Origin of the sequence: Streptococcus mitis (assembly GCF_000960025.1) — a bacterium.
Classification (GTDB): domain Bacteria; phylum Bacillota; class Bacilli; order Lactobacillales; family Streptococcaceae; genus Streptococcus; species Streptococcus mitis_DH.
Genome location: NZ_JYGQ01000004.1, coordinates 210,141 through 225,557 on the forward strand (window position 1 = coordinate 210,141; position 15,417 = coordinate 225,557).

Genomic DNA, 15,417 nt, shown 5'->3' on the forward strand with positions numbered 1-15,417 from the left:
CTAAAAACTTTTTCCATATTTTTTTCCTAAAAACTTTGCTTGTAGGAATGATAAACCTTTTTTAAATAGATTTACTTTTTCCATGTACATGAAATGTGCTTCCGTAGGAGTCAAATTATTTTTTACTAACCATACATTAAATAACAACTCACTTACTCTACCAAATAGACGGGCTTCAAAAGCTGTTAAACCTGATAAGTCCATACATTCATACATACTATCTAAAATTGGAAATAGCCAAGTGAAATAATCATCAGCTAGTTCTTTTTTCATAATGAACATATTAAACATATAGCCACTTCTTTGCTTCATTACCTTATCAAAGCTTGATAGATACTCTGGGCTATTCATTTCAATCATTTTTCTAGCTAGATCTAAATGAGTCCCATCCAAGGTGTGTGCATAGTGAGAATAGAGCGTTTCTATATAGTACTTTCTTTTCTTAGGGACAATAACATTTGAAACTTCTAACAGTTTCTCAATATCATCTTTATCTAAAATAACATCATCTATATTTATTGATTTATTATAAACTTCTGCCTTCTTAGTAAAATAACGACGATAGTGTACCAAACCTAAATAGTCACACTCTAAATTTTTCCATGCCCAATAGAGGCCTGTAAGTTCACAATAGTATGGATTTAAAATGGAAATATTGTCTCCAGTATTATCTCCCTGAAATCCTAAATCTTTTTTACCTTCACATCCCACATGGATTGGGAGATAAAGTTCTTTATCCTGCGGCATGACAAATTCTTTATGCGTGGCCACGATTATTTTTATCACTGACATTTTCTTATTTATTTTGCTCCATCTTTCATTACTACAACTTTTATTGTCTTCAATAAAATCTCTATATCTTTCCAAATTGTCCAGCCATCTAAATAAGTAACGTCTAATTTTACTACGTCATCAAAGTTTGTAATATTACTTCTACCACTAATCTGCCAAAGACCTGTGATTCCAGGTTTAAAACTGAGACGACGTTTTTGTTCCGGTGTATACTTCATATACTCATCCAAGGTTGGTGGCCTAGTACCAACTAAACTCATATCACCTTTTAGAACATTCCAAAATTGTGGCAATTCATCTAGACTCGTCTTTCTAATAAAATGCCCAATCTTTGTAATTCGTGGATCATTTTCAATCTTAAACATTCCACCCTGCATCTGGTTCTGGCTCATCAAATCCTTCTTAATTTCCTCCGCATCTACTCTCATAGAACGGAATTTATAAAATTTAAATATACGTCCATTTCTACCAACCCTATCCTGGGCAAAAATAGCAGGACCTCCGTCTCTTTTTATCAGAGGAATAAGAAAAATAGATACTATACCACAAATCACTAAACCAAATAAGGAGCCGATTATATCCATCATTCTTTTTAAAGCAACATCACTAGAACGATAAAAGGTTGTTGAAAAATTAACCACACTAGAATTCCCAAAACGTTGAATCGCTTTTTCACTATTGGTTACAAATTCTAAAGCCGCAATATTAACAGCTACTGGCAAGCCCATCATTTCAAATTGAGAAACAAAATCTGCAATTAAAAAATTTTCACTTGGAAGATTAATCACCACTTGATCTACGACTGATCTCGTAGCATAGGTTACTAGGTTGTCCAACGTGACAATTGTAAAATTAGAAGATTCAAAACGCTCATCATCTACAATACAAACAGCTGAAACATAGCCATAGTCATAAGTAGAAAGTTGCTGTAGTACTCTTTCAACTCGTGCACGTGTGGTCACTAGCAAGATACGCTGAGTGTATTTTTTTTGACGAGACAAGAACTTCCATACTTTACGAATAAAGATATTAAGCACTAGGATAAAAATCGTATTTACCCCTACAATCCACAATAAATTGTAGATGCTTAAATAAGGTAAGTCGGGTGCTAACAATGGAAAAACAACAACAGATAATAAAAGATAGACCAATTCGTACTTTATTGTCTGTATCAGTTCTTCTGCTAAACTCCGATATTTGAATTTCTTACTATAATCACTGATATAGTAAGAAATTACATGAACAACCATTAGAAATAGTATATGTTCATGAATATCCAATACAAAAGGTAACAGATAAATTGGAAACAGTTGTATTATGAGAATCTCTAATTTTCGAATATTTGATACTTCTCTCAAAACTACCTCCTAGGTAACTCTACCTACTTCTTTTTCCCATAATTTCCATAGGAACCATAGGCTCCATAACCACCATAAGCTCCATATTTTTCAACTTCTGTGTTAAATTTATTTAGAACCACACCTAAAAATGGAGTTCCTGTTTGTTCTAACTGTTCCTTCGCCTTTAAGACATCACGTCGTTTTGTCTCTCCAGCTGCCGTAACCAAGATAGAAGCATCACATTTTTGTGTAATGATAGCAGCGTCAATGACCATCCCAATCGGTGCAGTATCCACAATGACATAATCAAAATACTTACGCAGGGTATCAATCATGGTATGGAAATTTTCACTCTGCAGGAGGGCTGTTGGGTTAGGTGATACAGGACCTGCCTGAATAACAAATAAATTTTCAACATTTGTATCACAAAGTCCGTGAGAGAGGTCTGTGGTCCCTGCCAAAAAGTCAGTCAATCCAGTAATTTTTTCTCTTGACTTGAAGACACCAGACATAACTGAATTACGGATATCCGCATCTACTAGTAATGTTTTATAGCCTGCACGCGCGAAAGCCCAGGCGATATTAGTTGAAGTTGTAGATTTCCCTTCACCAGGTTTGACAGATGAGATGGCAAGAACTTTCAAATTATCACCACTCAATTGAATATTGGTGCGCAAAGCATTATAGTGTTCTTCAGCTTTTTTAGCAAAATCTAAACGCTTTTGTGCGATTTCTAATGTTGGCATATTTTCTCCCTTACTTTAACTTATCCAAATCTGGAACAATTCCTAAAAGTGCGACATGCATGACTTCTTCGACATCTTCTGGTCGCTTGACACGATCATCCAATAATTCAATCAATAAGACTGAAACAACCATTAGTGCACCACCTACTAGGAAAGCAAGCGCAGTATTACGACGAATATTAGGTGAGGATGGAGTTAGTGCCGGTCTCGCTTCCTCTAGTGTTGTTACATCAGACACACGAGTTACAGAAATGATTTTTTCCGCTGCAACCTCACGAAGAGCATTTGCGATACGGCTCGCTTCTTCTGGTTGGGCATCTTTTACAGCAATTGACACGATACGAGTATCTACAGGCACTGTTACCTGAATCTTCTTGCTTAATGCCTTAACTGTTTTCTCTAATTTAAGATTTGAAATGACTTTCTCCAGTACATCTTGCGAAAGGATAATTTCCTTATAGTCTTTTACCAGGTAAGTACCAGCCTGCAAATCCTGGTTGGTCAAACCTGCTTTTTCTGATTGATTTCGATTAACCACATAAATACGTGTTGTACTAGAGTACTCAGGCGTAAGAACAAAACTGCTTACACCGAAAGCCAGGACAGCGGCTACAATCGCAGTCAAGATGATAGCGATTTTTTTCTTCCAAAGGATTTTAAATAATTGGACAATATCAATTGTAATTTCTTTATTTTCTTTCATGTCAACTCCTAAATAATTTGATCCGCTAAGATGAAGCGAGGATTTTCGATAAATAATTCTCTCGCCTTACTTTCACCGTATTGTTTTGAGACAATCTCATAAGCTTCTTTCATGTAAGGCGGTCTTTGGTCTAAATTGTGCATATCACTAGCAACAAAATGTACCAAATCACGCTCTAGGAAATAGCGAGCTCGTTTCTTCATAAATTTATATTTATCCCCAAATAACTTTGGTTTTAAAATACTTGAGCTATTGATTTGAGTGTAGCAACCCATATCAATCAACTCTTTTACCCGTTTTTCGTTATTTTCTAATTCATGGTAACGTTCAATGTGAGCAACTACAGGCGTTATCCCAAGCATGAGAACATTGCTCAAGGCAGTATGGATTTCCCTGTAAGGGGTAGCCATACTAAACTCAATAAGAGCATAGCGTGTTCTATTGAGACTTGGAATTACCTGCTTCTCTAATTTTTCGAGCACATCATGGGTATAATAAATCTCTGCTCCATAGAGAATGGTCAAGTCTGGAGCCACTTCCTTAGCTAGCTCCTTAACTTCTTGGAAGTTTGTTGCTATTGTCTCCTCAGGAGTTTCAAACATTCCTTTTCGTCTATGCGATGTCGATACAATAGTCCTTACCCCTTGCCTATAGGCTTCTGTCAAAAGCGCCTTGCTTTCTTGCTTAGATTTCGGACCATCATCCACACCAAATACAATATGCGAATGAATATCAATCATTTTGTCTTATTTTCCTTCCATCACATCATTGATTGCAGCCTTGACTGACTCCAAACTGCTATCACTTATCTCCATCATATAGAGGTTACTATCAGGCATGGCATAGGATGGTAAATCCATGCGTCCTGTTCCTTTAAGATCTTGCGAATTAATCTTATACGTTCCACCACTTTCAAGTTGGGCATTGACCAAATTCATCATGGTTTCAAGTGGCATATTAGTTTGAATTGAATCTTGCAACCCTTTTATAATACCGTCATAATTTTTCAAAGCTTCTGTCGAGGTTAACTTCTGCAAAATAGCGACAATGACCTTCTGCTGGTTTCGGCCACGATCCCGGTCTCCATCTGCCAAAGAATAACGCTCACGCACAAATCCTAAAGCTTGCTCCGAATCAAGATGAACATTTCCTACGGGATAGAACTTCCCATTTGTATGAGCTGTAAATTCTTGGTCATTATAGACATCAACTCCACCAAGTAAATCAATCAATTTCAAGAAAGAGGTGAAATTCAAACGAGCATAATAGTTCAAGTCAATACCGTAGAGATTTTCCAGTGTATGAATGGAAGCATCTACTCCATAAATCCCCGCATGGGTCAACTTATCTTTTTGGTTGTTTCCCCCATCTGCAATTGGAACGTAGGAATCACGAGGTGTCGTTGTCAAGAGAATCTTTTTAGTTTCGCGATTCACTGTCATAATGATATTGACATCAGACCGAGAAACCGAACTGATTGGACCGTAAGTATCAATTCCACTGATATAAACGTTGAAACTGTCACCTTTGACATCTTTTGGAGTTTCAACCGTCTTGGTTAACTCTTTGGTGTAGATTTTCTTAATCTTTGAAGCATAGTCAGGATATTCCGATTCGATAATGTTTTCAAAGACACTGTTTAGAATGATTGCCTTTGTATCACCAGCTAGCAAACTCTTATAGGCCGCAAGATAGGAGCTACTTTCTTCGACAGTCAATTCCTTATTTTGACTATCCTTAAGATCATTCATCAACTGTTGGATATTATCCTTATCCGTCCCAGTCGGTCCCATCACACTGCTTACCTGACTGATATTATCAATTGGACTATCTGCTAACACTGCAATACTCATCGAATAATTTGAGTAGTTCGATGTTGCATTCAAACGACTGGTAAATCCAATGAACTGCCCTACGGCAAAGAGAGAAGTACCAGTGATTAACACACCAAGTAGTAATAAAATCAGCGTTAGATTTTGAACTTTCTTGGACCGAATTAAAAAGAAGCACAAGATAGCTAAGGCTACAATTAAGACAGTGACCACTATATTGAGATATCGGAAGGCTAGCATATTATACTTGAAAATCAAAAACAACAAAAAGACTGCTAGTAATGCATAGATAGCTAGCAACCCCCAACTAATCAATATTTTTGTTTTACCCTGACGAGCTCGCTTCGAAGATCTACTCACGATATACCTCTATTATCAATTTTTATTTCATTTTATTATATCATAAAAAAATACACTTGTGAGATAAATCCGCTTAGGTAAGGCGTTTTCATCTTCTTTCCGAAACATTCTTTTTGATTTGCAAACAATTACATCAATAAATTTACTATATAAACATCAAAAAGGTCCCTTACGGAACCTCATTCATCTTTATTTAACATGATTTTCTGCTTCTTTTTGAGCTTTTTCGATTGCTTTTTTACTTTCTTGCTCCCATTTAGTCTTAGCTTCTTCATACTGTTTGGTTGTCACAGTATCTTTTTGCAGTTTCATGTACTTGTAGTTATTGCCATCACCCTTGATGCCGACCAGTGAATAGCCTCTTGTAAATGGCGTTACTTTGGTTACAGATGCTGTACCACCACTTGACATTGCTGACATAATCAGAGAATTGTCAATCATCCAAGCCTGTGCTTCAGCATATTTTTCATAGCGTTTGGCTACATCTTTATTTTCGCTATCTGCATCTTTGAGCATCTTGGTGTAAGTATCAAGTCCCAAGCTAGCAATCTTAGCTTTATCTTCCTGAGCATCTAGACCAAAGATTTTGAGGTAGAATCCATCCTCTGCATTGAAAGGATTAAGATAAGTTGACGGATCTTGGTAGTCACCTACCCAACCATCAAAGTTCAAATCATAGTCACGATCAGCTGGTGTTGGCGCTAAAAAGGCTACATTATTAAAATCATCCGTTGAAAGTTGTTGAACATCAATGACAATGTTATCAGCACCTAAAACCGACTCAAGGGTTTGCTTAACTGAGTTCATGCCTGTCACAGCATTTTTACTAGTCTGATCAACTGCAACATCCAAGTGAATTGGGAAAGTCACACCTTGACTTGCCAATTCTTTTTTAGCTTCCGCAAATTTTGCTTGGGCTTTTTCTTTGTTGAAATAGGCATCCTGAGCATCTGCCAAGTTAATATCTGACCATTCTGTGCCATAGTTGACCAATTTAGAAGCAACTACTTCTCCAAAGGTCTTGTCTCCAACTTGGACAAATGTAGGAGGCACTAGGGTGTTACGAAGGGTCTTGCTAGCTGCTTCTTCCCCATTTGACTGAGCAGAATAGGCTGTACGGTCCAAGGCAAAGTTCACCGCTTGGCGGAAGTTTTTGTTCAAGACAGCTGTCTCAGTTGACTTCTTCTGCTCATCTGTCGTTTTAGCAGTGTGATTGTAGGCCTTACGGTTGACGTTGAAATTGAAATACCAAGAAGTCTTGTCCTGCAAGCTATAGACGATATTATCCTTATATTTCTCCTTGGTCTTAGCAAAGTTAGAACTATTTGGATAAACCCCAGCGATAGAATAAGCTCCACTTTCAAAGTTACGGATGGTCAATTCTTGGTCTGAACCATCAAAATAAGCCAATTTCACGTGTTCAATCGATACTTTGTCATGATCATAGTAATGCGGATTCTTCACATACTCGATAGATGATTTTGATGTGAAATCTTTTAACAAATAAGGTCCGCTGTAGAGAATGCTATCTGGAGATAGGCTACCAAAATCTTTCCCTTTTGAGTTTAAAAACTCTTCGTTTACTGGGAAAAGAATACTATTGGTTGTTTTTGAGTTCCAGTAAGGTTCTGGGCGCGCCAAAGTATACTCAACAGTCTGGTCGTCAATGGCTTTCACTCCAACCTTAGAAAAGTCAGAATCCGCTCCTGTAATATAATCATTCAAGCCCTTGATCGAGTTTTGAATCAAGTCAATGGCCTGGGATTTATTATCCACTGCGTACTTGATACCTGTCACAAAATCCTGGGCCTTGACTGGGGCGTACTCTTCACCGTCAGCCGTGAACCATTTGGCATCTTTTCTCAGTTTATAGGTATAAGTCAGACCGTCGCTTGAAACAGACCAGTCTTCTGCCAAAGACGGAACTAAGTTTCCGTGATTGTCATTTTCAAGCAAACCATCAACTAGGTTAGTAATAATAGCTGTATTATCAGCGTAGTAGTCTAATAAATAATTAAATGTAGTTGGGTTTCCACTAAAGGTTGATGAGTAAGTTTTTGTATCTGAACCTGATTGTCCGCAAGCAGCTAAAAGCAAAGCAGCCGCAAAAGTCAGGCCTGCACTAAGTACACGCTTTTTTGTAGTCATCTTCTTTCTCCTTCATGTTAGTTTTTGTAACATATGTTTATTTTACCAAAATATTGGAAATTTGTAAAGTTAATTGAATTTCTAGAATGAAAGTTTATAAACCTTAGTCATAAAAAAACAAAGGATTTCTGACTTTCATACAGTCCTCCCTTGTTTTTATACGATTTCAATTTTAAATTTTTCTGTAAAAAATGTCTATAGTAATTCCAAACAGAAAGCATCCCATGGAGCCAAGATTTGTTTTTCAAAAACTTCTTGAGCCACGGTGTTTTCAATCAAGACAGATTTGACTGTTCCTTCTACTGTCATGTCTTGCTCTTCATTGGACAAGTTGGCCACAACTAGGAAGCGACGGTCGCCATCTTTACGGATATAGGCAAAGACCTTGTCAGCTGTTTCCAATAGTTCAAAGTCAGCTCGAATCAGCCAGCTATTCTCCTTACGGATTTGAACCAGTTTCTGATAAGTATAGAAAATAGATTCTGGATTTGCCAGCGCTTCTTGAACATTGATTGCTTGATAGTTTGGATTCACTGCCAACCAAGGTTGACCTGTTGAGAAACCAGCGTTTTTGCTCTCGTCCCATTGCATAGGGGTACGGGCATTGTCACGACCAATGACACGGATACTGTCCATGATTTCTTCCATCGGAACGCCTTTTTCAAGAGCCTCACGCGCATAGTTGAGGGATTCAATATCTTCTACTTGTTCCAGCGTTTCAAACGGATAATTTGTCATCCCAATTTCCTCACCTTGGTAGATATAAGGAGTCCCTCTCATGAGATGAAGCAATATTGCAAAGGCTTTGGCAGATTTTTCGCGGTATACTTGATCATTTCCCCAGATTGAGACAATACGAGGGAGGTCATGATTGTTCCAGAAGAGCGAATTCCAGCCATCCTTAACTCCTAACTCTGTCTGCCATTTGTTGAAAATCTCTTTTAACTTAGCGATATTCAGCTCTTTTTGATAGTGCCATTTAGGCTGACCTTCCTGATACTGAAGACCGATATGTTCAAACTGGAAGACCATAGACAATTCTTGCCCCTTTGGATCAGAGTAGAGCTTAGCGATCTCTGGAGTTGCTCCCCAAGTCTCTCCTACTGTCAAGAGATTCTTATCTCCAAAGGTCGCCTGATTCATCTCCTTGAGATAAGGGTGGAGCATAGGACCATTATTGACTACTTTCTCGTCAGGAATTTTCCCAATCATGTCAATGACATCCATGCGGAAACCACCAATGCCTTTATCAATCCAGAAGTTCATCATCTCATAAATTTTCTGACGAAGTTTTTCATTTTCCCAGTTAAGATCCGGCTGTTTCTTACTGAAAAAGTGGAGATAGTATTGACCTGACTTTTCATCATATTCCCAAGCAGATCCACTAAAGATAGAATCTAGGTCGTTGGGTTCATCGCGCCAGATATAGTAGTCTCGCTCAGGGCTGTCAGGATTTTCACAGGCCTCGACAAACCATGCATGTTCATCTGAGGTATGATTGACCACCAAGTCCATGATGATACGAATATCACGCTTCTTAGCTTCCGCAATCAGTTGGTCCATATCCTCCATGGTTCCAAAAATCGTTGCAATCGCTTGATAATCAGCAATATCATAGCCATTATCATCCATAGGGCTGTCATAAACTGGAGAAAGCCAAATCGCTGTAATTCCTAACTTGGCTAGATAGTCTAACTTACTGGTAATTCCTGGCAAATCGCCAATTCCATCTCCGTTGCTATCCATAAAGCTCTTAGGATAAACTTGATAGACTACGGCATTGTGCCACCATTTTTCTTGCATCTTCTTACCTCATTATTTTAATAATCTACAGTCTATGATAGCGCTTTTCAGATTTTTATGCAAGCGTTTGCCTAATCTTTTTGATTCCTTTTTTTACTCCATAGTTTCCTAACTTCCATTTTTTTATTATAATAGAGGTCAGAGGTAAAAAAATGAAAAAACAAGCTTTTAGTTCTGAACAATATTTGAATCTACAGCGCGACCACATTTTGGAGCGCATTAACCAATTTGACGGCAAGCTCTACTTGGAGTTTGGTGGCAAAATGTTAGAAGATTTTCACGCTGCTCGTGTTCTTCCTGGTTATGAGCCTGACAACAAAATCAAGCTCTTGCAAGAATTGAAAGAGCAAGTCGAGGTTGTAATTGCCATTAATGCTAACAACATCGAACATTCCAAAGCACGTGGTGACTTGGGCATTTCTTATGACCAAGAAGTTCTTCGTCTGATTGACAAATTCAATGAATTGGGAATTTTTGTTGGCTCCGTTGTCATCACACAGTACGCTGGTCAACCAGCTGCAGATGCCTTCCGCAACCAACTTGAGAAAAACGGAATTGATTCTTATCTTCACTATCCAATCAAAGGATATCCGACGGATATGGATCACATCATTTCTCCAGAAGGTATGGGGAAAAATGACTACATCAAAACCAGTCGCAACTTGATCGTCGTAACCGCTCCTGGACCTGGTTCTGGAAAATTAGCAACCTGTATGTCCAATATGTACCACGACCAAATCAATGGTATCAAGTCTGGCTACGCTAAATTTGAAACCTTCCCAGTTTGGAATCTTCCCCTTCATCACCCGGTCAACTTGGCCTACGAGGCTGCCACAGCAGACCTTGATGATGTCAACATGATCGACCCCTTCCATCTCCAAACCTATGGAGAAACCACTGTCAACTACAACCGTGATATCGAAATCTTTCCAGTGCTCAAGCGCATGTTAGAACGTATCCTCGGAGAGTCTCCATACGCTTCTCCGACAGATATGGGGGTCAACATGGTTGGTTTTGCCATTATAGATAATGAGGCTGCTATCGAAGCTTCTAAACAAGAAATCATCCGCCGCTACTATCAAACTGTTCTTGATTTTAAAGCCGAAAAAGTTGGCGAAGCTGCTGTCAAGAAAATTGAGTTGCTCATGAACGATCTCGGCATCACACCTGCAGACCGTAAGGTTGCTGTTGCTGCACGTCAAAAAGCAGAAGAAACTGGTGGACCAGCCCTATCCCTTGAATTGCCAAGTGGGGAAATCGTCACAGGTAAGAACTCAGAACTCTTTGGCCCTACAGCAGCTGCCTTGATCAACGCCATCAAGAAATCAGCTGACATCGCTAAAGAAGTAAAACTAATCGAACCTGAAGTTGTTAAGCCAATCCAAGGTCTTAAAATCGATCATCTCGGTAGCCGCAATCCACGCCTTCATTCAAATGAAATCCTGATTGCACTTGCTATCACAGCTACAGAAAATCCTGATGCTGCCCGCGCTATGGAAGAACTTGGCAACCTCAAAGGAAGCGAAGCCCACTCAACCATCATCTTAACCGATGAAGACAAGAATGTCCTTCGCAAATTGGGCATCAATGTAACCTTTGACCCTTACTACCAATACGACCGCTTGTATCGTAAATAAAGATTTGAACCTCTCCACTCTCGGAGAGGTTTTCTCTATGTCTCAAGAGCCAGCTTTGTGTTATAATGAAAGGAGAAAACTGAAAGGATTTACCATGTCAAAAGAAGTTATTGTTGAAAGTTTTGAACTTGACCACACCATTGTTAAAGCACCCTATGTTCGCTTGATTGGGGAAGAAACAGGGCCAAAGGGAGACATCATCTCCAATTATGATATTCGCTTAGTGCAACCCAATGAAGACTCTATCCCTACTGCTGGCCTTCACACTATCGAGCACCTCTTGGCAAAACTCATCCGTACCCGCATTGACGGCATGATTGACTGTTCACCATTTGGGTGCCGTACAGGCTTCCACATGATTATGTGGGGACGTCATACTAGCGCTGAGATTGCAGCAGTTATCAAGGATTCGCTGAAAGAAATCGCTGAAACTACCACTTGGGAAGATGTCCCTGGAACAACCATCGAATCTTGCGGAAACTACAAGGATCACAGCCTCTTTTCAGCTAAAGAATGGGCAAAATTGATTCTCCAACAAGGAATCTCTGACGATGCCTTTGAACGTCATGTCATCTAATAATAAAAAAGAAACCAGCTTTTGAACTGGTTCCTTTTTTTATTTTCAAAATCTTGATTTAGGCTTTTTCACGAATGACCAAAACACCATCTTCCATGTCAGCTTCTAGGTGTTTAGCATCAAGGTTATCCAAGTGGAAGTCTGTGACTTTGTCACGGATTTGTTGTTCAACCACACGACGGAGTGGACGAACACCCATGACTTCATCGTAGCCTTCCTCAGTCATGTATTCTTTAGCAGCTTCGCTCACTGCCAAGTCAATGTCTTTCTTAGAAAGCGTCTTGTTAACTTCAACCAACATAAGGTCTACAATCTTAGAAAGATCTTCTTTGCTCAAGTGTGAGAATTCGATGACAGCATTGAAACGGTTAAGGAATTCTGGACGGAAGTAAGGTTTCAAACGATCCATCAATTCTGGCTTGTCCGCATCTTCTGTCAAGTTGGCTTCATAGCCAAATCCAGCATTTGAGGTCGCAATAATGACAGTGTTCTTGAAGTTTACTGTATTTCCTTGACCATCTGTCAAACGACCATCATCTAGAACTTGGAGGAGAAGGGTAATGACTTGAGGGTCAGCCTTTTCAATTTCATCCAAGAGAATGATAGAGTATGGATTGCGACGAACACGTTCTGTTAAGGTATTGCTATTGTCATCATAACCCACATAACCAGCTGTTGTACCGATTAGCTTAGAAACGGCTGTGCGGTCACTGTATTCAGACATATCCAAACGGATGATCGCATCCTTGGTTCCAAACATATCAAGCGCCAATTGCTTAGCAAGCTCTGTCTTACCAACACCAGTAGGACCTACAAAGAGGAAGCTACCGATTGGACGGTTACCTTCATCAAAACCAGCACGGTTACGACGGATAGCTTTTGCTACTGCTTCAACGGCCTTATCTTGACCGATTACCTTATCTTGCAAACGATGACCCATATCTTTCAAACGTTCGATGTCCGTAGCCCCCATTTGAGATACTGGAATACCCGTCATACGTTCTACAGATTCAGCCACATCGTTGACACTTGCAGTCACTTTCATATCTTCTGTATGGTTTTCGATTTTCTTTTCCAATTCTGCAATGCGTGTTTTATAGTTTAGAGCTGCTTCAAAATCTTCTGCCTCAACTGCTTTTTCTTGCTTGTCTTTTTCTGCCTCAATTTCACGTTCAACAGCATGAACATCTGTTACTGGATGCTGAGCTGCCAAGTGAGCCGCCGTAACATCGACAAGATCGATAGCCTTATCTGGCAAGCTACGTTGTGGAATATATTGAACAGAGTAATCAACGGCAGCTTTTAAGACTTCATCTGGCAAAATAACATTGTGGTGTTGTTGATAAAGATCTCGAATACCTTGAAGAATCTTGAAAGTATCTTCAGCAGATGGAGCATTAACCTTCACTTCGTTGAAACGACGAGCAAGGGCTGCATTTTTCAAGATAGTATTACGGTATTCATCTTGAGTAGTTGCGCCAATCACTGTCAATTCTCCACGTGAAAGAGCTGGTTTCAAGATATCAGCAAGACCTTTAGACCCTTGACCATCACCTGTGCTACCAGCACCAAGAATTTGGTGAATTTCGTCGAAGAAGAGGATAATATTTCCAGCTTCTTTGACTTCGTTTACCAAGTTTTGAATGTTTTCTTCAAAGCTACCACGGTATTGAGTACCAGCTTCAAGTCCAGAAATATCAATGGAAATAATTTCCTTATTCTTAATAGCAGCTGGAACATCACCATTCACAATAGCTTGTGCTAAGCCTTCGACAACGGCTGTCTTACCAACACCTGCGTCTCCGACTAAAACAGGATTGTTCTTGGTACGGCGTGAGAGGATTTCAGATGTTTCTTGAATTTCCTTGTTTCGTCCGATAACAGGATCCAGCTTGCCCTCACGCGCTTCTGCAGTCAAGTTTCGACCTAGTTTTGCAAGGACACCGTCTTGTTTCATACCTGAAGACTGTTGTTTCATTTGTCCATCAGCTTCTGCATTTCCTGGCAATTGACCAGTTGCACGATAGTGAGCAAATTCCTCAGGTGTGACTTCACGTCCATTAATCAAGTAACGGCGATTTTCAGAACTATATCCTCGCATACCACCCATCAATTGGTTAAATAAATCATCCATGTTGTTAAAATTATTAAAGTTGTTATTCATATTCTTTACCTCTTTTTGTTATTTATTATTACTTATATTGACTATCTTTGACCTTTGTTTCAAAAAATTTAGACTAGCTAAATCGCTACTCTAGGTACTATTTCTGGTTTTTCTTTTTCAAGCAGGAGTAGACTATCTTTACTTCTGAAGATTTCTAGATTAAACATAGACCCCACCTCTTTCTATTTTACTTTAAACAAGTGTTCTAGTAAGGTTTTCATTTACCTTACGTTCATAATATACTACATTAGTCAAAAAAGGTCAAGGAATTTGACTTTGATTGACCAATATTTTTTAAAAAGCAAAAACACCCTGAAACATCAGGGTGCCATTCTTACATCAAATACAAAATTGCTAAGGTCAGGAGACTTGCTAGAAGCCCTACTCCCCAAAAGAAGAAATCAACCTTCCACTCGCTCCAAGGATTTCCTTTACCAGACAATCCTCCAAGCTCAAAATGGTGATGCACAGGCGTCATACGGAAAATACGTTTGCCACCAGTCATTTTGAAATAGCCGACTTGCATCATGACCGAAGTTGTTTCAAAGACATAAATAATTCCGATAATCAAGAGAGTCCATTCTTGGTGGAGAGCCATTGAGATAGCTGCCAGCATTCCACCGAGAGCCAAACTTCCCACATCTCCCATAAAGACCTTGGCAGGCTTATGGTTAAAAACAAAGAAAGCAAGTAAACCACCAATCATGGCCAAAATCACCAGAAGAATATCCATCTGACCTTGCACATAGGCAATAACTCCATAGGCAGACAAACTAATCACAACGGAAATGCTAGCTAAACCGTCAATACCGTCTGTCAAGTTTACTGCGTTTGAAAAACCGACTAGCCAGAAAAGAGCGAAGACAATATAGAAAATCCCTAGATGCAGTTGGTAACCAAAGACAGAAAGCATATCGCCACCGCGCTCATAGAAAAGGTAGAAAATAACGCCACCTAGAAGCTGAAGAGCCAATTTCTGCTTGGGATTTAGCCCCTCATTGATTTTTCGGAAGACCTTAAGGAAGTCATCTAAAAATCCGATTAAACCATAAAGAACCAAGATAAATAAAATCATACCGACATTATTGCTGAGTTGATTACTAAATAGGGCGAAAAAGAAAGCAACTAAAACAGAAGCAATTAAGAAAACCAAACCTCCCATGGTAGGAGTCCCAGCTTTTGCCTGGTGCTGTTTGACATCCTCATGCATCTGCTGGCCTGTAATTTGCGCCTTTCTATAAAATTGGATAAAGGCTGGAATTCCTACTAAAGTTAGCAAAAATGTCACAATTCCAGCACTGATAGAAATAAACAT

The 15,417-nt window shown here is 39.2% G+C and carries 12 protein-coding genes; 2 read left to right on the plus strand and 10 right to left on the minus strand.

The window, feature by feature from the left end:
- The 8 genes from TZ91_RS07830 to TZ91_RS07865 all read right to left on the minus strand — a co-directional run bounded on the left by TZ91_RS07830 (position 1) and on the right by TZ91_RS07865 (position 9,724).
- Positions 1 to 792, minus strand: a complete 792-nt coding sequence (locus tag TZ91_RS07830) for a DUF4422 domain-containing protein (protein ID WP_033686413.1) — start codon at positions 790 to 792, stop codon at positions 1 to 3.
- A gap of 8 nt (positions 793 to 800) precedes the next feature.
- Positions 801 to 2,150: a sugar transferase gene (locus TZ91_RS07835; protein WP_033686412.1), complete on the minus strand. Its 1,350-nt coding sequence runs from the start codon at positions 2,148 to 2,150 to the stop codon at positions 801 to 803.
- A 23-nt stretch (positions 2,151 to 2,173) separates the two neighbouring features.
- Entirely contained in the window at positions 2,174 to 2,878 is a 705-nt protein-coding gene (locus TZ91_RS07840) for a tyrosine-protein kinase (protein ID WP_033686411.1), read from the minus strand.
- 10 nt (positions 2,879 to 2,888) lie between these two features.
- Complete coding sequence (locus TZ91_RS07845) at positions 2,889 to 3,581, minus strand: CspC family polysaccharide chain length determinant protein (RefSeq protein ID WP_033686409.1); 693 nt, start codon at positions 3,579 to 3,581, stop codon at positions 2,889 to 2,891.
- 8 nt (positions 3,582 to 3,589) lie between these two features.
- Positions 3,590 to 4,321 (minus strand): capsular polysaccharide biosynthesis protein Cps4B, encoded by a 732-nt coding sequence (cps4B, locus tag TZ91_RS07850; protein WP_033686405.1) that lies wholly within the window; start codon positions 4,319 to 4,321, stop codon positions 3,590 to 3,592.
- Between the two features lie 6 nt (positions 4,322 to 4,327).
- On the minus strand, positions 4,328 to 5,773 hold the full coding sequence (gene cpsA, locus TZ91_RS07855) for an LCP family glycopolymer transferase CpsA (RefSeq protein ID WP_033686403.1): 1,446 nt from the start codon (positions 5,771 to 5,773) through the stop codon (positions 4,328 to 4,330).
- Positions 5,774 to 5,962: 189 nt separating this feature from the next.
- A complete protein-coding gene (locus TZ91_RS07860; RefSeq protein ID WP_033686402.1) occupies positions 5,963 to 7,921 on the minus strand; it encodes a peptide ABC transporter substrate-binding protein in 1,959 nt (652 codons plus the stop codon).
- A 195-nt stretch (positions 7,922 to 8,116) separates the two neighbouring features.
- Complete coding sequence (locus tag TZ91_RS07865) at positions 8,117 to 9,724, minus strand: glycoside hydrolase family 13 protein (protein ID WP_033686400.1); 1,608 nt, start codon at positions 9,722 to 9,724, stop codon at positions 8,117 to 8,119.
- Positions 9,725 to 9,876: 152 nt separating this feature from the next.
- On the opposite strand from TZ91_RS07865, the gene TZ91_RS07870 reads away from it, so the two are divergent.
- A complete protein-coding gene (locus TZ91_RS07870; protein ID WP_033686398.1) occupies positions 9,877 to 11,361 on the plus strand; it encodes a DUF1846 domain-containing protein in 1,485 nt (494 codons plus the stop codon).
- A 94-nt stretch (positions 11,362 to 11,455) separates the two neighbouring features.
- Complete coding sequence (locus tag TZ91_RS07875) at positions 11,456 to 11,938, plus strand: S-ribosylhomocysteine lyase (protein WP_023946639.1); 483 nt, start codon at positions 11,456 to 11,458, stop codon at positions 11,936 to 11,938.
- Between the two features lie 58 nt (positions 11,939 to 11,996).
- Here the strand turns inward: TZ91_RS07875 and TZ91_RS07880 are convergent, their stop codons facing one another.
- Together TZ91_RS07880 and mraY are read right to left on the minus strand one after the other, a co-directional pair.
- Entirely contained in the window at positions 11,997 to 14,102 is a 2,106-nt protein-coding gene (locus TZ91_RS07880; RefSeq protein WP_033686396.1) for an ATP-dependent Clp protease ATP-binding subunit, read from the minus strand.
- A gap of 334 nt (positions 14,103 to 14,436) precedes the next feature.
- Positions 14,437 to 15,417 carry a phospho-N-acetylmuramoyl-pentapeptide-transferase gene (mraY, locus tag TZ91_RS07885; protein ID WP_033686394.1) on the minus strand — a complete coding sequence of 327 codons (981 nt, stop codon included), beginning with the start codon at positions 15,415 to 15,417 and terminating at the stop codon, positions 14,437 to 14,439.

What these genes read in the sequence shown, in the direction of transcription:
- TZ91_RS07865 (WP_033686400.1), bottom strand. Translation starts at nt 9,724, where the DNA reads ATGCAAGAAAAATGGTGGCACAATGCCGTAGTCTATCAAGTTTATCCT.
- cps4B (WP_033686405.1), bottom strand. Translation starts at nt 4,321, where the DNA reads ATGATTGATATTCATTCGCATATTGTATTTGGTGTGGATGATGGTCCG.
- TZ91_RS07840 (WP_033686411.1), bottom strand. Translation starts at nt 2,878, where the DNA reads ATGCCAACATTAGAAATCGCACAAAAGCGTTTAGATTTTGCTAAAAAA.
- TZ91_RS07880 (WP_033686396.1), bottom strand. Translation starts at nt 14,102, where the DNA reads ATGAATAACAACTTTAATAATTTTAACAACATGGATGATTTATTTAAC.
- TZ91_RS07845 (WP_033686409.1), bottom strand. Translation starts at nt 3,581, where the DNA reads ATGAAAGAAAATAAAGAAATTACAATTGATATTGTCCAATTATTTAAA.
- mraY (WP_033686394.1), bottom strand. Translation starts at nt 15,417, where the DNA reads ATGTTTATTTCTATCAGTGCTGGAATTGTGACATTTTTGCTAACTTTA.
- TZ91_RS07870 (WP_033686398.1), top strand. Translation starts at nt 9,877, where the DNA reads ATGAAAAAACAAGCTTTTAGTTCTGAACAATATTTGAATCTACAGCGC.
- TZ91_RS07830 (WP_033686413.1), bottom strand. Translation starts at nt 792, where the DNA reads ATGTCAGTGATAAAAATAATCGTGGCCACGCATAAAGAATTTGTCATG.
- TZ91_RS07875 (WP_023946639.1), top strand. Translation starts at nt 11,456, where the DNA reads ATGTCAAAAGAAGTTATTGTTGAAAGTTTTGAACTTGACCACACCATT.
- TZ91_RS07860 (WP_033686402.1), bottom strand. Translation starts at nt 7,921, where the DNA reads ATGACTACAAAAAAGCGTGTACTTAGTGCAGGCCTGACTTTTGCGGCT.